Below are 17,212 nucleotides of genomic sequence, written 5' to 3'. Positions count from 1 at the left end.
GGCATTAAACCGGCTCGGCGGATTCGTCGCGAGGCCGTCGCGGCTCCTAGCATCACGGGGTGCGCATGACGTCGCTTGCCGCTCTCCTCGTCCTCGGTGTCGCCACCGCGACCCTGCCCGCCTGCGCGCCGCCCGCCGCCCGCCGCCCGCCGCCCGCCGCCCGCCGGCTGCGGCGCGGTGGGTCCCCGGCGGCAAACCGGGCTCAGAAGTCGGCGAAGAGGTACGGCACCCGGCGGGGGAAGAGGCCGCGCAGCTCCGTGGCGGCGTCCATCGGCACCTCGCCCAGACCGCGTAGCGGCAGCTCGGCCGGGTCCAGCACCCCGTACGCGAGGGCGGAGAGCCCGGCGGCGGTGAGCGTGGCGGTCGGGGCGCGGCCGGTGGTGTCGTCGACCAGTTCCAGCGCCCCGGTGGTGCCGTCGAGCAGGTGGGTGCCGGCCAGCCAGCGGTCCCCGGTCAGCTCGATCCGCACCCGGCCCGGTCCGGCGGGCAGCCCGCTCAACGCGTCCAGCGACAGCAGCCGGGCCATCGGCGCGGACGAACCCGGCACTGCCGTACGGGCCTCGACGTGCACGTCCAGGTCGGTCAGCCACAGCTCGGGCAGCTCGTCCGGCGGAACCTGAACGGTGACCCGCTCGATCTGGTCGACGTGCCGGGCGAAGAACTGCAGCAGCAGCGTCCGTGCGAGCGGGTCGGTGACCAGCAGTTCGTTGCCGTGCAGCGTGCCGCCGTGTTCGTCGATCCGGTACGTCACCGCGCCGGTGACCTCCCCGCCGACCCGGGCGGTGAGCAGCCAGTACTCGTCACGGTCACGCATTCCGACCGCCCGGTAGTCCGGGAAGATCGCGAAGCCGTGTCGTTCCTGGAGGTTGCGTTCGGTGAACGCCCGCCACGCCGGATAGCCGGCGGCGACGCGTTCCCAGCCGACCTCGCCGGGCAGGTCCACCCGGAGCAGCGAACCCAGGTTGGCCGGAGTGAAGGTGACACGGCGCGGCTTGGGCAGCCCGACGTAGCCGAACCGGGCGTAGAAGCTGGGCCGGAACGGATAGAGCGCGCTGAGTGGATGGCCCTCGTCGCGCATCTCGTCGAGGAGTTGGTGCAGCAACGTCCGGACATGCCCCTGCCGGCGGGCCAGCGGATGGGTCGCCACTCCGGCGACACCGGCCATCGGCAGCACCACCCCGCGCAGGTTCTGTCGCATCGGGATGGCCGAGACAGCGGCCAACGTGGTGCCGTCCTCCTCGGCGATCAGCGTCCGGTTGCCCTGGTTGTAGGGCAGGTAGTCGCGGAACTCGGCGGCGCGGGCAGCACTGAGCGGCGAGGACTCGAAGGCGTACGCGGCCAGCGGAAAGCTGGTGGTGAGACGGTCGTCGTCGGTCACCCGGCGGATGGTCATTCGCCCATCTCAACCCGCCGCGCGGGTCGTAGCAACCGGATTGGCCCGATCCGTGGCCGGCGCGGCGGTCAGCCGACCGGCAGGTGCCGCAGGTGGCGACGGCGGCGCAGGCGGACGCTGGCCACCGCGGCCACGCCCAGGGCCAGCAGTGCGGTGACGACGAGCCCGTGCAGCAGGCCACGGGAGAGGTAGCCCTGGTCGGTGTTGTCGACAGCCCAGGTGGCGATCTCCCGGCTCGACCAGAACGGTGTCAACCTCGCCCCGGACCCGGCCGGGTCGATCAGCATCTGCACGGTCACCACCGTGAGCAGCAGCAGCGTGCCCTCCAACTCGCGCGGCAGCAGCGCACCGATCAGCATCCCGAACGGCGCCGCCACCGCGACGGAACAGAGCAACGCCGCCGCCAGGCCGCCGTACCGCAGGTCCGCGCCGTCGATCATCGGGAGCAGGAAGAAGGGTACGGAGATGACCAGCCCCACGGTCCACAGGCCGAGCATCCGACCGAGGTAGAGGTGGTGTGGGCGGTAGCCGGCCAGTCGCAGCCTCGGCTCCAACTCGCGGGCCGCGGTCGTGGCGAACAGCGCGGCGGTGCTCACCGCCCAGCCCACGCCGAGCAGCAGCGAGCGAACCGACTGCCCGAGGTAGGCGTCCCGCCGGATCAGGTAGAAGGTCAACGGCATCAACAACAACAGCAGGAGTACGCCTCGACGCCGCAGCAGCTCCCGCAGGGTCATCTCGGCGACGGTCACGAGCCGGTTCACGGGCGGCCTCCCTGGATGCCGGGCGCGTGCCACCCGTTCTCGTGTGCCGGGGTCAGGTCGAGCACGATGTCCACCCGGTCGAGTTGGTTGAGCAGGTGGGTCACCACGACGATGGCAGTGCCGGCGTCGCGCAACCTGCTGAGCTGGTCCCAGAAGTTGACGTATGTGCCCTGGTCGAAGCCCTGGTACGGCTCGTCGAGCAGCAGCACGTCGGGGGCGCTGAGCGTGGACATGGTCAGGTTGAGCTTCTGTCGGGTGCCGCCGGAGAGGTGGCGGGCCTGCACGTCGCCGCCCGCTTCCCAGCCGAGCTGCCGGGCCGCCGCCCGACCGGCGCGGCGGGCCGGGCCCCGGGCCACGCCCTGACCGGCGCCGATCAGCACGAAGTGCTCGTCGGCGAGCAGGAAGTCGGCGGTGCCGCCGGACTGCGGGCAGTAGCCGAGCCGCCCGGAGACGGTCACCTCACCGGCGTCCGGTGACATGAGTCCGGCGCAGATCCGGAGGAAGGTGCTCTTGCCGCAGCCGTTCGCGCCGACGACGGCGGCGATCTGTCCGGCCCGGACGGTCAGCGTGGCGTCGCGCAGCACGGTTCGCCGTCCGTACCGCTTGGTGATGCCTGCCGCGTGCAGCCGGACCGGGCCGGGGCGGGGTCCGGGCGCGGTGCCGATGCTCTCCACGACAGCACCCGCGTACTGCTGGGGTGGGCCGAAGACGACCCAGGGGTCGCCGCCGCCCTCGCGTAGGTGCGTGGCGGCCTCGGCGACCACGTGCCGTGCGGCGTCCGCCGCGACCCGGCGCTGGTGCAGCTCGGCCGTGAGCGTACGCAGCCAATCGTCGGCGTTCACCGGGTGACCCCCTTCGTGACGATGTCGTTCACCGGCTGGACGAAGGTGAGCCAGGCGCTGCCGCCGGTGCGGAGCGCCGCGTGCCCGTCGTCGGTGAGCCGGTAGTACTTGCGGGCCGGCCCGGCGCTGCCCTCCCGCCACTGCGCGGCCACCAGGCCGGTCTTCTGTAGGCGCAGCAGCACGGGGTAGAGCGTGCCGCCCTGGATCGGCCCGACGCCCGCCGCGTCGAGCGCCTGGGCGAGCTGGTAGCCGTAGGACTCGCCTTTGGACAGCAGGGCCAGGACGCAGATGTCGAGCACCCCCCGCAGCCACTGCCCGCGCCGGTCGGAATCCACGCGTCGGACAGTAGCGGCGCTAGCTAGATGGCACAACCACCTACTGGGGCAGCCGAACCCGAACCAGTCGGTTCGGGCGAGCCGCCGAGTGAGCCGTACGGGTCAGCGGGCGACGACGTCGGAGACCACGACTGTGACGTTGTCCGGGGCGCCGGCGTGGTGGGCCAGCTTCACCAACTGCTCACCGCACTGCTGGCGGTCGGCGTACATGCCCAGGGCCGCGGCGATGGCCTCGTCCTCGACGTAGTCGGAGAGCCCGTCGCTGCACAGCAGCAGCCGGTCACCGGGGACCACTGTGAGCACCCCGACCGCGGGTGGGGTGTCGGCGCCCTGCACGGCCCGGGTCACCAGGGACCGCTGCGGGTGGTGGCGGGCCTGCTCGGGAGAGAGGGTCCCCTGATCGACAAGCGCCTGCACGAACGTGTCGTCCCGGGTGAGCTGGGTCAGCTCCCCCTCGCGCAGCAGGTAGCAACGGGAGTCGCCCACCTGGGCCAGCACCAGTGTCTCCCCGGCCAGCAGCGCCGCGGTGAGCGTCGTACCCATGCCGTCCCGGCTCGGGTCGACGGTGATGGCGGCGTGGATGCGCTGGTTGGCGGTGCTGACCACGGCACGCAGCGCGTCGGCGGCGCCGTCAGGGTCGGTGGGCGGAGCCAGCTCGTCCAGAATCCGGATCACGATCTCGCTCGCCACCTCGCCCGCAGGCAGCCCACCCATGCCGTCGGCGACGGCGATCAGGCGGTCACCGGCGAGGGCGGAGTCCTCGTTGTTGGTGCGCACCAAGCCGATGTCGTTGAGGATGACCGAGCGGAGGATCAGCGTCATGGGGTCAAGCTTGCCAAGAACAACCCGCATTCGTCTCTACGCCTCCTACCTAGGTCGAGAAATGATTGCGATTTTCGTCGACGGAGCCGACGGTCCGTGACCGATCGGCGGGGTCTCAGCGGCGCGGATAGCGCAGGAGCAGGCTCGCGGCGACCTCCTCGTCACCCACCGCCGCGTAGCTGTGTGGCACGTCCGACACCCAGCGGAGGTGGCCACCGGCCGGGGCGGTCAGCGGTGCGTCGGCCGGCCCGGCGCGCAACACCCCGGCGAAGACGGTGACGTGCTCGGTGACTCCCGCCGGGTGGGCGGGGGAGAGCTGGCCGGGGCCGGGCGCGACCCGCATCCGGTACAGCTCGTAGGTCGCGTCGGTGTCGGTGAAGACCTCCAGCAGGGTCGCGATGACCGCGGCGCCGTGCACTGTGGGCCCGGCGGCCGGCTCCGCCAGCACCGCCGTCAGCGGTACGCCGAGCTGCGCGGTGACCGCCCAGAGCGTCTCCAGGGTCGGGTTGCGGGTGCCGTGCTCCAGGCCGGAGAGGGTGGCCTTTCCGACACCGGCGAGCCGGGCGAGTGTGGACAGCGAGATCCCCTGCTCCTCGCGCAGGGCACGGACCCGGCGCCCGACGACGGCGGGATCCACGTCGAGGCCGGGGCGCGGGGCTGGTGGTGGGTGCGGCACCCGGCTATCGTGCTACACGCTTCCGTTCCGTAAACGGAACAGGCGGGAGGGTGGGGTGGCTGGACGCGTGCAACCGGTGCTGGCGGGGGTGGTGACAGCGCTGGTGGGCTTCGCCAGCTCGTTCACAGTCGTGCTGGCCGGGCTCCGAGCGGCGGGCGCGTCGGACGCACAGGCCGCCTCCGGCCTGCTCGCGCTCTGCGTGGCGAGTGGGTTCGTCGCCGTCTGGCTGGGCTGGCGGTACCGGATACCGATGAGCGTGGCCTGGTCCACGCCGGGCGCGGCGCTGCTGGTGGCGACCGGGCCACCGCCGGGCGGATGGCCGGTGGCGGTGGGCGCCTTCCTCGTCTCCGGTGTGCTGATCGTCGCGGCCGGGTTGTTCCCGCCGCTCGGCCGTGCGGTGGCCGCCATCCCCAAGCCGGTGGCCGGCGCGATGCTCGCCGGGGTGCTGCTGCCGCTGTGTACCGCCCCGGTCCGCGCGCTTGTCGAGCTGCCGGTGGTGGCCGGATCGGTGGTGGTCGGTTGGCTGCTGCTGCACCGGTTCGCCCGACGCTGGGCGGTGCCCGGCGCGCTGGTGGTGGCGGTGGCGGCGATCGCACTGACCGCACCGCCGACCGGCCTGACCGGTGCCGCGCTGATCCCGTCGGTCACGCTGACCGCGCCGGCGTGGAACGCGTCAGCGCTGGTCGGGTTGGCCCTGCCGCTGTTCCTGGTCACCATGGCCGCGCAGAACGTACCCGGCATGGCGGTGCTGGTCGGCTACGGCTACCGGCCGCCGTTCGGCGCGGCGCTGCGGACCACCGGTCTGGCCAGTCTGCTCGCCGCCCCGGCCGGCGGGCACGCGGTGAACCTCGCGGCGATCACCGCCGCGCTGGCCGCCGGCCCCGACGCGCACCCCGACCCGGAGCGCCGGTGGATCGCCTCGGTCACCGCGGGCGCCGGGCTGGCAGTGCTCGGCCTGGGCGCCGGCGTAGCCACCACGCTGGTGGCGGTCGCCCCACCGATCCTCATCGAGGCGGTCGCCGGGCTGGCGCTCCTGGGCGCCCTCGCCACCGCTCTCGCCTCGGCGGTGACCGACCCGGCGACCCGGGAGGCCGCCGTGGTCACCTTCGTGGTGACCGCGTCCGGGGTGACGCTGATCGGCGTGGGCGGCGCGTTCTGGGGCCTGGTCGCGGGCTGCCTGATGCTGCTGATCTTCCACCGCCGCCAACCCGCCGCGCCGGATCAGCCCGCCCCCGCCGCGCCCGACCAACCCGCCCCTTCGGCGCCGAGAAGATCCACTCGGGTTTCATGATGTCGGGCTGTCCCGAGGCTCCGGACACCCCGAATGCCGTGGACCCGAGTCGGTCAGGGAGGTTGGGTCACTCCTCGGGCGGCAGGTCGGCCACCCCGACGGCCAAGAGGACCCGGCCGTCGGCCACCGCACCGATCCGGTCGGCCGGTACGTAGACCGCGCCGGTGCGGGTCAGGTCGGTCGAGACCTTCAGATAGCCGCTGTGCAGCAGCCGCGCCGCCAGATCGGCCGGGACGTCCGGCTCCTCGACCGCAGTCGCCTCGATCAGTTCGTCCAGGCTGCTGCCCGGGTCGGCGGTCGGTGTCTGGACTGTCACCGCGTTCGGGTCACCCCGCTGGACGAGGTCCACGGTGCCGACCTCGGTGCCAGCTGAGTCGATCACCGGCATCCCGGTGGTGATCCGCGAGATGGTCGCCTGCTGCTCGTCCTGCTGGTCCATCCCGCTGCGGTTCCCAGGGCGGCGCGCCGCTAAACGCCGCCGCCCGCCCACTCGGCCCGACGCTCAGCAACTGCGGCAGCGACTTGGAGGCGGCGGGCTTTGAGGCGATGGCCCGGAGAGCGTTATGACTCTGAGTCATATTGATGCCTCAGAGTCATCACCGTCGAAAGCAATACCGCCTCCACGGCCAGCCCACTCAGCTGTTCGGGAGGGTCCAGCCGCCGGGCGGTCGGGGGGACAATTCGCGCCAGGTGTCCGGGCCGTCGAGCAGCGCCCGGACGGTGTCCTCGGCCTCGTCCGCACTGCCGTACTCGTAGAAACGGGAGATGCCCTCGGCGCCGCCGGCCCGCTGCTCGACGTGCCACCGGTCGGCGTCCACTCGCAGGAAGACGTCCCGCCGGGCCAGCCGCCCCCACTTCCCGTTCCACCAGTGCTTTCGCTGCTCCATGGCGGGACTCTATCGAACACACGTACGAGAAGGTGCGGCCCCTGCGGGAATCCCACAGGGGCCGATGTGCATCCGTTCGGTCAGCGCTGCGTCGGCGGCTCCGGGCGGCGGCCCAGCACGTCGTCCAGCGCCCCACGCTGCTGGCCGGGGGTGGTGTGGCCGGCGGAGACCAGGGCGTCCCGGATCTCGGTGAGCAGCTTGACCTCCTCGCTCGGCGCCGAGGGCGGCGGCTCCTCGCCCCGCTTGCGCCGCTCGGCCAGCCGGTTCATCGGGTAGACGACCAGGAAGTAGAGCGCCATCGCGGTCAGCAGGAAGGTGATCACCGCGTTGACGAAGGCGATCCAGTCGAACGAGATGCCGCGGAAGCTGGGTGCCGTGCCGGCCAGGCCCTTGTCGCTACCGGTGATGAGCAGCACGAAGACCCGGATCAGCGGGTCGAGGAACGACTTGGTGAGCTGGGTGACCACGCCCGTGAACGCGGCGCCGATGACGACACCGACCGCCAGGTCGACGACGTTGCCGCGCATGATGAAGTCTTTGAAGCCCTTGAGCATTCGTACTCCCGAGGTGTCCGCTTTTCTGTCGGGCACAACCTATGCCCGTTCGGCGGGTTCCAGAAAAGCGCCGGCTTCGAGCGCCGCCCGGCCGGGATCGCCGGCCCGGATCGCCTCGACCAGCCGGGTGTGGTCGACGTAGCGCTCAGGGGTGAGCTCCCCGCCCATGGCCTGGGCGACAGTGCTGCGCAGGGCGGTGCCCACCGAGGCGTACAGCTCGGCGAGCATGGCGTTGTGCGCGGCGGCGACCACCGCCGTGTGCAGTGCCGCGTCGGCCTCGACGAACGCGTCGACCCGGCCGCCGTGCCAGGCGGCCTCGCGCTGGGCGAGCGCGCCGTCGAGCGCCGCCAGGTCCTCCGGGGTACGCCGCAACGCGGCGAGCCGGGCGGCCTCCACCTCGAAGGCGCGGCGTACCTCGATGACCTCGGTCATCCGGTCGTCGCCGAGTCGGCGGGCGACCACAGGTGCCAGTTCGTCGGTGGACACCACGTAGGTGCCGGAGCCCTGCCGGCACTCCAGCACCCCGGCGTGCACCAGGGCGCGGACCGCCTCGCGGACCGTGTTGCGCCCGACGCCCAGCGCGGCGACCAGTTGTGGCTCGGTGGGGATGCGCCCGCCGACGGGCCATTCGCCGCCGAGGATCCGGGCGCGGAGTTGCTCGGTGGTCTGCCGGACCCGGTGGCCGCGGGGCGGCACGGCGGGCTGGCTGTGGGGCGGCACGGCTGGCTGGCCGCCGGGCGGCACCGGCGGCGCGGAGGGGAATTCAACCGACGGTGGCACTGGTTACATCACCGGTCCCAAATTCATCCCATGATTGTAGGTTAGCGGTCATGACCCCGCCACCAACCGCCGCTCCGGCGCTGCCCGCCCCCGTCGCCGTCGACCCTCGCCCGACGCGGGACCCCGGCACCGGCCGGCGGACGCACCCGGCGACCGGTGGCGCGCTGGTGCTGGTCGGGATGCTGCTGGTCGCGCTCAACCTGCGCGCCGTGGTGACGAGCCTCGGCGCGCTGCTCGACGAGGTCCGCGACGGGCTGGGCCTCTCCGGCGTCAACGCCGGTCTGGTCACCACCCTGCCGACCATCGCGTTCGCCGGCCTCGGCGCGCTCACCCCGTGGCTGGTCCGCCGGGTGGCGCCGGCCCGGGTGCTGGTGGTCGCCATGCTCGCCCTCGCCGTGGGCCAGGTGCTCCGGGTCGTCACCGACTCGGCCTTGATCTTCGTGCTCACCAGCGCGCTGGCGCTGTCCGGCATCGCGGTCGCCAACATCCTGCTGCCGATGCTCGTCAAGCAGCACTTCCCGCACCGCACCGGCCTGGTCACCGGGGCGTACACGATGGCGTTGACAGTGGGCACGACGGTGGCCGCCGCCTCCGCGGTGCCGATCGCGCACGCCTTCGGGTCGTGGCGGGCCGGGCTCGGCGTCTGGGCCGCGGTGGCCGCGGTGGCCGTACTCCCGTGGGTGCCGCTGGCGCTGCGGACCCGCGCCGCGGCGCGGCGGGCGACCCCGACGGCGGTCGCCGCCACGCCGGTGCGGGTCCGGCCGGCGCGGACCCGGCTCGGCTGGGCGATGGCTGTCTACTTCGGGGCGCAGTCGCTCAGCGGGTACGCGATCATGGGCTGGCTGGCCCAACTGTTCCGCGACGCCGGTTACCAGCCGGAGTCGGCCGGGCTGCTGCTCGCCGGGGTGACCGCGCTCGGCGTGCCGATCGCGCTGTTGATGCCCACCCTGGCCGGTCGGCTCGGCAGCCTGCGCCCGCTGGTGCTCGGGCTGACCACCGCGTCGGCACTGGCCTACCTGGGGTTGGCGTTCGCACCGCACGGTGCCGCGCTGCTCTGGGTCGCCCTGCTGGCGATCGGTCAGGGCGCGTTCCCGATGATCCTGACCGCCATCGGCCTACGCGCCCGCACGGCCGAGGGCACTGTCGCGCTCTCCGCGTTCGCGCAGAGCACCGGGTACGTGATCGCCGCCCTCGGTCCGCTGATGGTCGGCATCCTCTACGAGGCCACCGGTGGCTGGACCGCACCGATCGGGTTCCTGCTGGGCGCCCTGGCCGTGCAGACGACGGCGGGCATGGCTATCGCTCGTCCCCGTTACGTCGAGGACGAGTGACGCACGCGGACGGTCAGGAGGAAGCCGGCGTCGATTCGCCGGCGACTGCCTCATCCACCGTCGGGTAGGTGTGCAGCACCTCGACCAGCCCGCTCACCTCGAGGATGCGCAGCACGCCGCGCTGCGGAGCGGCCAGCCGGACCACGCCGCCCGCCTCGTCGCAGCTGTTCTTGGCGCGGACGAAGACCGACAGGCCGGTCGAGTCGCAGAAAGAGACGTCCGCCAGGTCGAACACCAGCCGGTTGCGGCCCTTGTCGAGCAGGTCGGTGATCTGGTCCTGCAGCTGCGGTGCGGTGGCCATGTCAAGCTCGCCCGCGACCGCCACGACGACCACGTCGCCGCGTTGTTCCGTGTGCACCGTCAACGACATTCGCCAGACCTCCTGTTATCGGGGGAACGGTATCCCACGACCATGGTCGGAGGTAGCACGGGAGCGGTGATCCGGTGGCCATCGTCATTCCGTTGCTACGGGGCAAGTAGTTGATCAGACCCCGGTGATAGAGTCCGCCCGGTCCAGGTCAAGGGGGTTCGAAATGGCGTTGAGCACCGAAGAAAGTGGTCGGCTCGCCGCGCTGCTGAGCGGGCAGGACGAACGGGTCACGACTCGGTGGACCGAGATCGTCACCAGTTCGTTGCGAGGCCGGCTGAGCCAGGCGGAGCTGCGCCGACAGGTCCAGGACCTGCACCGTGCCATCATCACCACCGGCGAGCAGGGCACCATCGACCTGTCCGCCGAGAGCGCCGGCGAACTGCGTGCCGCGCTCTCCGAGCTGTCTCGTGGCCGGGCCCGGCAGGGCTTCTCCGCCACCGAGACCACGGTCAGCATCTTCGCGCTGAAGGACGTGCTGGCCGAGCTGGTGCAGGAGACCGGCGGCCCGAACGCACTGCAGGACTTCGTCGCCTTCTCGAAGCTGGTCGACGAGATGGGCCTGTTCACGTTCGAGAGCTTCGTCCGCACCCGGGAGAGTCTGATCGCCGATCAGGCCGAGCAGCTGCTCGAACTCTCCACGCCGGTGGTCAAGCTCTGGGAGGGCGTCGTCGCCGTGCCGCTGGTCGGCACCCTGGACTCGGCCCGGGCCCAGGTCGTCATGGAGCGGCTGCTGCAGACCCTCGTCGACACCAGCTCGCCGTACGCGATCATCGACATCACCGGCGTACCGGCGGTGGACACCCAGGTCGCCCAGCACATCCTGAAGACCGTGGTGGCCGCCCGACTGATGGGCGCTGACTGCATCATCTCCGGCATCCGCCCGCAGATCGCGCAGACCATCGTGGCGCTCGGCATCGAGTTCGGCGACATCGCCACCAAGGCGAGCCTCGCCGACGCGCTGCGCCACGTGCTGCGGCTCAACGGGGTGGAGACCGCTCGCCGCCAGCCGCGTCGGGACGCCTGATGGAGAGGGTTCCGATCCTCAAGATCGGGGACATTCTTCTCGTCTCCATCCAGCTCGACATGTCCGACCAGACGGCTGTCGCGCTCCAGGAGGATCTGGCCGAGCGGATCGTCGCCACCGGCTGCCACGGCGTCATCATCGACATCACCGCACTGGACATCGTCGACTCCTTCGTCGGGCGGATGCTCTCCACCATCGCGTCGATCTCCAAGGTGCTCGACGCGGAGACGGTGGTGGTCGGGATGCGTCCGGCCGTCGCCATCACCCTTGTCGAACTCGGGCTGTCGCTGAACGGCATCCGTACCGCGCTGAACGTGGAGCGGGGCATGGAGCTGATCGCGGCGGCCCACGCCGACGAGCTCGACTACCAGCTCGACGACGATCCGGACGCCGAGACGGCCAGGCCGTGACCGCGGGCATCGACCTGGGCCAGCCACAGGCACAGTCGGTCCGCAGCGATGAGGACGTGGTGCGCGTCCGGCAGCTGGTCCGCGCCGTGGCGGTGGCCGTCAAGCTGTCCCTCGTCGACCAGACCAAGGTGGTCACCGCGGCGAGCGAGTTGGCCCGCAACACTCTGGTGTACGGCGGCGGCGGTTCGGTCGAGGTGACGGTCGTGGACAACGGCCGGCGCAAGGGCGTGCAGATCGTGTTCGCCGATTCCGGGCCGGGCATCGCCGACCTCGATCTGGCCATGACCGACGGCTACACCAGCGGCGGGGGCCTCGGCCTCGGGCTCAGTGGGTCGCGACGCCTGGTCGACGAGTTCCAGATCGAGACGTCGACGGAGACCGGCACCCGGATCACGGTCACCAAGTGGTCCAGGTGAACGCCGACGCTGTCACCGACAGTGGCATCTGGTTCCGGGTGGAGGCCAGCAGCGCCGCGAGTGCCGTCCGGCGTGCCGCCGAACGTCTCGGCGCGCAGGTGGAGATGGGTGCGGCGCGCATCGCCGACCTGGCCATCGTCGCCGCCGAGCTGACCAGCAACCTGGTCAAGCACGCCGACGACGGTGTCCTGCTGCTCCGGCCGGTACGCCGCGCCGGGCAGGCCGGGGTGGAGATGGTGGCCATCGACTCCGGGCCCGGCATGGCCGACCTGACCGTCTCGTCCCAGGACGGGCACTCCACCACCGGCACACTCGGCATCGGTCTGGGTGCCATCGTCCGGCAGGCCAGCTGGTTCGACGGATACTCGCTGCCCGGCCGGGGCACCGTCCTCGCCGTGCAGGTCTGGCCGGCCGAGGCGGCCCGGCCGTCCTGGGCCGGGGCTCTCACCCGACCACTGACCGGCGAGACGATCAGCGGCGACGGCTACGCCGTGCGGGTCGTCGACGGGCGGCACCAGGTGCTGGTGAGTGACGGGTTGGGGCACGGCCCGCTGGCCGGGGCCGCCACCGACGCCGCGCTGGCCGCGTTCCGCGACGCCCCGGCCGGCCCACCGGCGATGGTGGTCGGTCACCTGCACCGGAGCATGTCGCACACCCGGGGCGCCGCGCTCGCCGTCGGCGAACTGATGCCGGACGCCGGCGTGCTGCACTACGCCGGCCTGGGCAACATCGCCGGCGTGGTCGTCGAGGGTGACGGCCGCCGTCGAGGGCTGGTGTCGCTGCCCGGCATCGCCGGCCACCAACGACCGACGATCCGGGAGTACGACTACCCGTTCGGACCCGGCGCCCGGCTGGTGATGCACAGCGACGGGGTGGTCGACCGGTGGCGGATGACCGACTACCCCGGCCTGGCGGAGCGATCCCCGCTGGTCATGGCGGCGACCCTGCTCCGTGACGCCGGTCTGCGACGTGACGACGCCTGCGTACTGGTCGCGAGGTCGTGGGCGTGAGCGGGGAGCCGGCCGGGCTGCCACTGCTCCAGATGGCGCTGCGGGTCGAGCAGGACATCTTCGTGATCCGTCAGCGGGGACGCGAGGTGGCCGCCGTGGTCGGCCTCGAACACCAGGACCAGGTACGGATCGCCACAGCGCTCAGCGAGGTCGCTCGGGATCTGCTGCGGACGGCCAGCGGAGCGGACGTCTCCTTCCACGTCGACGCGGGCGCCGACGGCCGGTTCCACCTGCGCGCCGACCTGGCCCCGGTGTCCCCGCTGCCGGACGATCGCTACCAACCGCAGTCCGGCGCGGTGTCCCGACTGGTCGACACACTGAGCGTGTCGACCGTCGACGGGGTTACGGTCGTACGGATGTCCCGACGAGTCCCGGCCAACGCGCCGACGCCGACCCCGGAGCGGCTCGCCGAGTTCCGTACCGAACTCGGCCGCACCGCGCCGGCCAGTGCGCTGGACGAGTTGACAGTGCAGAACGGGCAACTCATCGCCGCACTGGACGAGGTGCGCAGTCAGCGCGACGAGCTGGCCGTGCTGAACGAGGAGCTGGCCGAGACCAACCGCGGAGTGCTGGCGCTCTACAACCAGCTCACCGAGGAGTTGGAGGAGACCAACAGGGGCGTCGTCGCCCTCTACGCCGAGCTGGACGAGAAGTCGGCCCAGCTCCGTGCGGCGAGTGAGTCGAAGAGCCGGTTCCTGGCCAACGTGAGCCACGAGCTGCGCGCCCCGGTCACCGCGATCATCGGCCTGGGGCGGCTGCTCACCGACTCCGCCTCCGACCCGCTCACCGACGAGCAGGGCCGCCAGGTCGATCTGATCCGCTCCTCGGCGGCGGATCTGCTCAACCTGGTCAACGAACTCCTCGACCTGGCCAAAGCCGAGTCCGGTCGGATCGAGCCGGACCTGACCGAGGTCGACCTGCGGCCGGTCTTCGGTCAACTACGCGGCACCCTGCGCGCGCTCGCCACCCGCCCCGGGGTGGAGCTGGTCGTGGAGGAGCCCACCGGGCCGGCCCTGCTGCGCACCGACGAGGTGCTGCTCGGCCAGGTGCTGCGCAACCTGCTGCACAACGGGTTGAAGTTCACCGAGCGTGGCGAGGTGCGCCTGCGGGCCAGCCAACACGGCGACCGCTGGCAGTTCGAGGTCCGCGACACCGGGCCGGGCATCGCTCCCGAGCTGCACGACCGGATCTTCGAGGAGTTCTACCAGATCCCCGGAGCCACCCGGGTCGGCGGCACCGGCCTCGGTCTGCCGTACGCCCGGCGGTTGGTGACGCTGCTCGGCGGGTCGCTGGAGCTGGCCAGCGCGCCGGGCGAAGGCAGCACGTTCACCGTCTCCCTGCCCACCGGCGGGGCGTGACGGCGTGGACGGCATGCCGACAACCATCCTGGTGGTCGACGACAGTCGTACCAAGCGTTACCTGCTGGTCAGCTGGCTGACCCGGGCCGGGTTCACAGTGCTGGAGGCCGAGAACGGCGCCGAGGCGTTGGCTCGGGTCGAGGTGGACCGGATCGACCTGGTGGTCCTCGACGTCCGGCTGCCCGACCTGAGCGGCTACGAGGTCTGCGAACAGATCAAGGCGCGGCACCCGGCGATGCCGGTGATCCACGTTTCGGCGCACGCCGTGGACGTGGCCGACCGCGCCCAGGGGCTGACCCGGGGCGCTGACGCGTACCTGACCGAGCCGATCGAGCCCGAGGAGCTGATCGCCACCACCCGCGCGGTGCTGCGCTACTACCAGGCCCGGCAGCGCGCCGAACTGCTCGCCGAGCGGCTGCTCGGGTTGGCCGACACGACAGTCGCGGTGCACGCGGCGCCGACCTTCGCGCGCCTGCTGGAGGCCGCCGCCGAGGGTGCCGCCCAGATCTTCAAGAGCCCGGCCGCGGTGATCGCCGAAACCTTCGACGGCGACTGCCTCGCGGGTGTCTGCGCCGGTCCCGGCGCGGTGGCCGCCGTGGTGCCGTGGGTCGTCGACGACACCGGGGTGCCCACCGGCGCCACAGTGCGGGTGGAGGCCCCGTCGAACTGGGCGCTCGTCGACTGGCCGGCGGACGACACGGTGACCGTCGCCGCCGCCCGACTGCGCGAGGACCGGGCCCCGCTGTACGTGGTGGTCCCGACCGCCACCCAGACCGCGCGGACCCCGGTGCTCAAGCAGCTGGCTCAGGCGGTGGCGGCGGCCGTGGAGGGGCAGCGCTCGTTCGACGAGGAGCACCGGATCGCTGTCACCCTCCAACGCAGCCTGCTCCCGCGTGGGCTGCCCACCGTGGCCGGCCTCGACCTCGCGGTGCGCTACGAGCCGGCCAGCGCGCAGACCGAGGTGGGCGGCGACTTCTACGAGCTGGTGATGCTCGACGGTCACCTGCTGCTCGCGATCGGGGACGTCGCCGGCCACTCGCTGCACGCGGCGACCGTGATGGCCGAGCTGCGGCACGCGGTGCGGGCGTACGCGGTCGAGGGCCATCAGCCCGGCGAGATCCTGCACCGGGTCAACGAGCTGATGCGGACACTGCTGCCGAACGAGGTGGCGACGCTCTGTGTGCTGCTGATGCACCCGCCGACCGGACGGGTCCGGCTGGCCAGTGCCGGGCACCTTCCACCGCTGATGATCATGGACGGCAAGGTCGAGTTTGTGCAGCATTCCGCGCCGCTGCTCGGCGTCCGCGCCCCGCGCCCCGCCGACCTGGAGTTCGTGGTGCCGGCCGGGGCCACGCTGGTCTTCTACACCGACGGGCTGATCGAGCGACGGGACGCCGCCATCGACGAGGGGCTGGCCGCACTGGCTGCGGTCGCCGCGACTGTCGACGGTGACCTGGACCAGTTCTGCGCCCGACTGCTTGTGGAACTGGCCCCACCGGAGATCCAGGACGACGTCGCCGTGGTCGTCCTGCGGCGTCGCTGATCTGTCAGCTCTGTCAGCTCTGTCAGCTCCTCGGCTTCCTCAGCTCACCGAGCGGGCGTAGGCGGCGGGGGACACCCCGGCCACGGCGGTGAAGTCACGGACCAGGTGGGCCTGGTCGCTGTAGCCGAGGTCGGCGGCGAGATCGGCCCAGCTCAGCGGGCCACCAGCGGCCTGTTCGACCGCCTCCTGGAGCCGGTAGCGGCGGATCACCCACTTCGGCCCGACCCCCACGTACTCCATGAAGAGCCGTTGCAACCGGCGGACCGGAACGTCGTGCCGCGCGGCGAAGTCGTCGACGCGCAGCACCGTCCGGTCGGTGCGGATCGCCTCGGCCAGTCGGACGGCCTCCTCGGCCATCGGGTCCGGCTCCGGCTGCCAGGCGGTGAGGAGGGTGTCCAGCGCCCGGCAGCGCTCGTCGTCGCCGGCCGACGAGGTGGGTGCTCCCGGAGACGCGCCCACCGGGACGTCCGGGTGGGTCAGCCGGCCGAAGGGCAGCAGCACCCTACGGCCGGTCAGCTCACTGACCGCGCGCCGCCAGAACGGGTGGAAGCCGCCGGGGCGGAACTGCACCCCGGACACCCGGCCGACACCGTCGAGCGTGATCCGGAACAGGTCCCGCCCCACCCCGGCCACCTCGCCGGACTCGGGCCCGTCGTCGTCCCGTCGGAACACCACGTTCACCGCCGGGTGCGGCACGACCCGCTGCTCGAACGGCGCGCTCAACGCCCAGTCGATCAACCAGTAGTGCTCGACCCACTGGCGCAGTGACTCCGCCGGCAGGTGTCGGCGGAAGCGCATCTCGCGCAGCAGGCGCCCGGGGTCGAGAATTCCCCGGCTGTCGCCACGCGGTCGCTGTCGCATTTGTTCAAGACCACCCTCATACGCTGGCCCTATGTCCACTCAGACTAGCGAGCTGCTGGCGGCCGCCGCGCCGCGAACCGTCGATGTCGTACGGGGTATCTCCGACGACCAGCTGGACCTGCCCACCCCGTGCAGCGACTACCTGGTCCGTGATCTGCTCAACCACCTCTTCCAGGTGGTGATCAACTTTCAGGACCTGGCCCAGAAGCGACAGGTGGAGTGGGCCGAGAAGCCCGACCACCTGGGCGACGGCTGGCGGGACCGTTTCGAGGTGGAGACCGGCCGGTTGGTGACCGCCTGGTCGGACCCGTCCGCGGTGGAGGGCATGTCACCGCGTATGCCCATGCCGCAGACCGCCATCGGCGGGATGGCCCTGCTGGACCTGACTGTGCACGGCTGGGATCTCGCGGTCGCCACCGGCCAGCCGTACCACCCGGCCCCGGAGGTGGTGGCCCAGCTGCACGAGCTGGTGGAGCAGTTGGGCCCCACCGCCCGCAAGATGGGCGTCTTCGCCGACCCACTACCCACCCCCACCCCCACCCCTACCC

General features: G+C 72.1%; 21 protein-coding genes. 9 read left to right on the top strand and 12 right to left on the bottom strand.

Going from position 1 to position 17,212, the window contains the following annotated elements:
* Positions 1-202: 202 nt before the first annotated feature.
* From eis to KBX08_RS30085, 6 genes are all read right to left on the bottom strand, one after another.
* Entirely contained in the window at positions 203-1,393 is a 1,191-nt protein-coding gene (gene eis, locus KBX08_RS30110) for an enhanced intracellular survival protein Eis (protein ID WP_210786886.1), read from the bottom strand.
* 68 nt (positions 1,394-1,461) lie between these two features.
* Entirely contained in the window at positions 1,462-2,154 is a 693-nt protein-coding gene (locus KBX08_RS30105) for a hypothetical protein (RefSeq protein ID WP_210786884.1), read from the bottom strand.
* Entirely contained in the window at positions 2,151-2,996 is an 846-nt protein-coding gene (locus KBX08_RS30100) for an ATP-binding cassette domain-containing protein (RefSeq protein WP_210786882.1), read from the bottom strand. Before KBX08_RS30100 ends, KBX08_RS30105 begins: the two co-directional genes overlap by 4 nt.
* Positions 2,993-3,331: a PadR family transcriptional regulator gene (locus KBX08_RS30095; protein WP_210786880.1), complete on the bottom strand. Its 339-nt coding sequence runs from the start codon at positions 3,329-3,331 to the stop codon at positions 2,993-2,995. Before KBX08_RS30095 ends, KBX08_RS30100 begins: the two co-directional genes overlap by 4 nt.
* Positions 3,332-3,433: 102 nt before the next feature.
* Positions 3,434-4,153: a PP2C family serine/threonine-protein phosphatase gene (locus KBX08_RS30090; RefSeq protein ID WP_112586332.1), complete on the bottom strand. Its 720-nt coding sequence runs from the start codon at positions 4,151-4,153 to the stop codon at positions 3,434-3,436.
* A 115-nt stretch (positions 4,154-4,268) separates the two neighbouring features.
* A complete protein-coding gene (locus tag KBX08_RS30085; RefSeq protein WP_307850690.1) occupies positions 4,269-4,829 on the bottom strand; it encodes an XRE family transcriptional regulator in 561 nt (186 codons plus the stop codon).
* 55 nt (positions 4,830-4,884) lie between these two features.
* On the opposite strand from KBX08_RS30085, the gene KBX08_RS30080 reads away from it, so the two are divergent.
* Positions 4,885-6,120 carry a benzoate/H(+) symporter BenE family transporter gene (locus KBX08_RS30080; RefSeq protein WP_210786878.1) on the top strand — a complete coding sequence of 412 codons (1,236 nt, stop codon included), beginning with the start codon at positions 4,885-4,887 and terminating at the stop codon, positions 6,118-6,120.
* Between the two features lie 67 nt (positions 6,121-6,187).
* On the opposite strand, the gene KBX08_RS30075 is transcribed toward KBX08_RS30080, so the two are convergent.
* The 4 genes from KBX08_RS30075 to KBX08_RS30060 form a co-directional block, all read right to left on the bottom strand.
* Positions 6,188-6,559: a hypothetical protein gene (locus tag KBX08_RS30075; protein WP_210786876.1), complete on the bottom strand. Its 372-nt coding sequence runs from the start codon at positions 6,557-6,559 to the stop codon at positions 6,188-6,190.
* A gap of 196 nt (positions 6,560-6,755) precedes the next feature.
* Positions 6,756-7,007 (bottom strand): hypothetical protein, encoded by a 252-nt coding sequence (locus KBX08_RS30070; protein ID WP_030486188.1) that lies wholly within the window; start codon positions 7,005-7,007, stop codon positions 6,756-6,758.
* Between the two features lie 80 nt (positions 7,008-7,087).
* On the bottom strand, positions 7,088-7,561 hold the full coding sequence (gene mscL, locus KBX08_RS30065; protein ID WP_210786874.1) for a large conductance mechanosensitive channel protein MscL: 474 nt from the start codon (positions 7,559-7,561) through the stop codon (positions 7,088-7,090).
* 39 nt (positions 7,562-7,600) lie between these two features.
* Complete coding sequence (locus KBX08_RS30060; protein WP_210786897.1) at positions 7,601-8,281, bottom strand: FadR/GntR family transcriptional regulator; 681 nt, start codon at positions 8,279-8,281, stop codon at positions 7,601-7,603.
* Positions 8,282-8,391: 110 nt separating this feature from the next.
* Here KBX08_RS30060 and KBX08_RS30055 point away from each other — a divergent pair, with 110 nt between their 5' ends.
* Entirely contained in the window at positions 8,392-9,672 is a 1,281-nt protein-coding gene (locus KBX08_RS30055; protein ID WP_210786872.1) for an MFS transporter, read from the top strand.
* 13 nt (positions 9,673-9,685) lie between these two features.
* Here the strand turns inward: KBX08_RS30055 and KBX08_RS30050 are convergent, their stop codons facing one another.
* The gene (locus KBX08_RS30050) at positions 9,686-10,042 is read right to left on the bottom strand and encodes an STAS domain-containing protein (RefSeq protein ID WP_091395791.1); all 357 of its coding nucleotides are present in this window, start codon (positions 10,040-10,042) and stop codon (positions 9,686-9,688) included.
* Between the two features lie 163 nt (positions 10,043-10,205).
* Between KBX08_RS30050 and KBX08_RS30045 the strand changes: the two genes are divergently transcribed.
* The 6 genes from KBX08_RS30045 to KBX08_RS30020 are packed head-to-tail and all read left to right on the top strand — an operon-like array spanning position 10,206 to position 15,803.
* Positions 10,206-11,066, top strand: coding sequence for an STAS domain-containing protein (locus KBX08_RS30045; protein ID WP_210786870.1), 861 nt, complete (start codon positions 10,206-10,208; stop codon positions 11,064-11,066).
* Positions 11,066-11,476, top strand: a complete 411-nt coding sequence (locus KBX08_RS30040; RefSeq protein WP_210786869.1) for an STAS domain-containing protein — start codon at positions 11,066-11,068, stop codon at positions 11,474-11,476. Before KBX08_RS30045 ends, KBX08_RS30040 begins: the two co-directional genes overlap by 1 nt.
* Positions 11,473-11,892 carry an anti-sigma regulatory factor gene (locus KBX08_RS30035; protein ID WP_145796443.1) on the top strand — a complete coding sequence of 140 codons (420 nt, stop codon included), beginning with the start codon at positions 11,473-11,475 and terminating at the stop codon, positions 11,890-11,892. The genes KBX08_RS30040 and KBX08_RS30035 overlap by 4 nt, the downstream gene beginning before the upstream one ends.
* Positions 11,889-12,902: a SpoIIE family protein phosphatase gene (locus tag KBX08_RS30030; protein ID WP_210786895.1), complete on the top strand. Its 1,014-nt coding sequence runs from the start codon at positions 11,889-11,891 to the stop codon at positions 12,900-12,902. The genes KBX08_RS30035 and KBX08_RS30030 overlap by 4 nt, the downstream gene beginning before the upstream one ends.
* Before the next feature lie 32 nt (positions 12,903-12,934).
* On the top strand, positions 12,935-14,260 hold the full coding sequence (locus tag KBX08_RS30025; RefSeq protein ID WP_210786888.1) for a sensor histidine kinase: 1,326 nt from the start codon (positions 12,935-12,937) through the stop codon (positions 14,258-14,260).
* A 13-nt stretch (positions 14,261-14,273) separates the two neighbouring features.
* Positions 14,274-15,803, top strand: coding sequence for a SpoIIE family protein phosphatase (locus KBX08_RS30020; protein WP_210786867.1), 1,530 nt, complete (start codon positions 14,274-14,276; stop codon positions 15,801-15,803).
* A 39-nt stretch (positions 15,804-15,842) separates the two neighbouring features.
* Here KBX08_RS30020 and KBX08_RS30015 read toward each other — a convergent pair whose 3' ends face one another.
* Positions 15,843-16,664, bottom strand: a complete 822-nt coding sequence (locus KBX08_RS30015) for an AraC family transcriptional regulator (RefSeq protein ID WP_210786865.1) — start codon at positions 16,662-16,664, stop codon at positions 15,843-15,845.
* 31 nt (positions 16,665-16,695) lie between these two features.
* On the opposite strand from KBX08_RS30015, the gene KBX08_RS30010 reads away from it, so the two are divergent.
* Positions 16,696-17,212 (top strand): TIGR03086 family metal-binding protein (locus KBX08_RS30010; RefSeq protein WP_210786863.1); only part of this gene is annotated, 517 nt, incomplete at its 3' end.

Origin of the sequence: Micromonospora sp. H61 (assembly GCF_018070325.1) — a bacterium.
Taxonomy (GTDB): domain Bacteria; phylum Actinomycetota; class Actinomycetes; order Mycobacteriales; family Micromonosporaceae; genus Micromonospora; species Micromonospora salmantinae.
The sequence above is the reverse complement of the archived record's forward strand: the minus strand, read 5'-3'. Positions and strand labels throughout refer to the sequence as shown.

Excerpts from the sequence above, each read along its gene's own strand:
- eis (WP_210786886.1), bottom strand. The coding sequence starts at position 1,393 with ATGACCATCCGCCGGGTGACCGACGACGACCGTCTCACCACCAGCTTT.
- KBX08_RS30090 (WP_112586332.1), bottom strand. The coding sequence starts at position 4,153 with ATGACGCTGATCCTCCGCTCGGTCATCCTCAACGACATCGGCTTGGTG.
- KBX08_RS30075 (WP_210786876.1), bottom strand. The coding sequence starts at position 6,559 with ATGGACCAGCAGGACGAGCAGCAGGCGACCATCTCGCGGATCACCACC.
- KBX08_RS30070 (WP_030486188.1), bottom strand. The coding sequence starts at position 7,007 with ATGGAGCAGCGAAAGCACTGGTGGAACGGGAAGTGGGGGCGGCTGGCC.
- mscL (WP_210786874.1), bottom strand. The coding sequence starts at position 7,561 with ATGCTCAAGGGCTTCAAAGACTTCATCATGCGCGGCAACGTCGTCGAC.
- KBX08_RS30055 (WP_210786872.1), top strand. The coding sequence starts at position 8,392 with ATGACCCCGCCACCAACCGCCGCTCCGGCGCTGCCCGCCCCCGTCGCC.
- KBX08_RS30050 (WP_091395791.1), bottom strand. The coding sequence starts at position 10,042 with ATGTCGTTGACGGTGCACACGGAACAACGCGGCGACGTGGTCGTCGTG.
- KBX08_RS30045 (WP_210786870.1), top strand. The coding sequence starts at position 10,206 with ATGGCGTTGAGCACCGAAGAAAGTGGTCGGCTCGCCGCGCTGCTGAGC.
- KBX08_RS30040 (WP_210786869.1), top strand. The coding sequence starts at position 11,066 with ATGGAGAGGGTTCCGATCCTCAAGATCGGGGACATTCTTCTCGTCTCC.
- KBX08_RS30025 (WP_210786888.1), top strand. The coding sequence starts at position 12,935 with ATGGCGCTGCGGGTCGAGCAGGACATCTTCGTGATCCGTCAGCGGGGA.
- KBX08_RS30020 (WP_210786867.1), top strand. The coding sequence starts at position 14,274 with ATGCCGACAACCATCCTGGTGGTCGACGACAGTCGTACCAAGCGTTAC.
- KBX08_RS30015 (WP_210786865.1), bottom strand. The coding sequence starts at position 16,664 with ATGCGACAGCGACCGCGTGGCGACAGCCGGGGAATTCTCGACCCCGGG.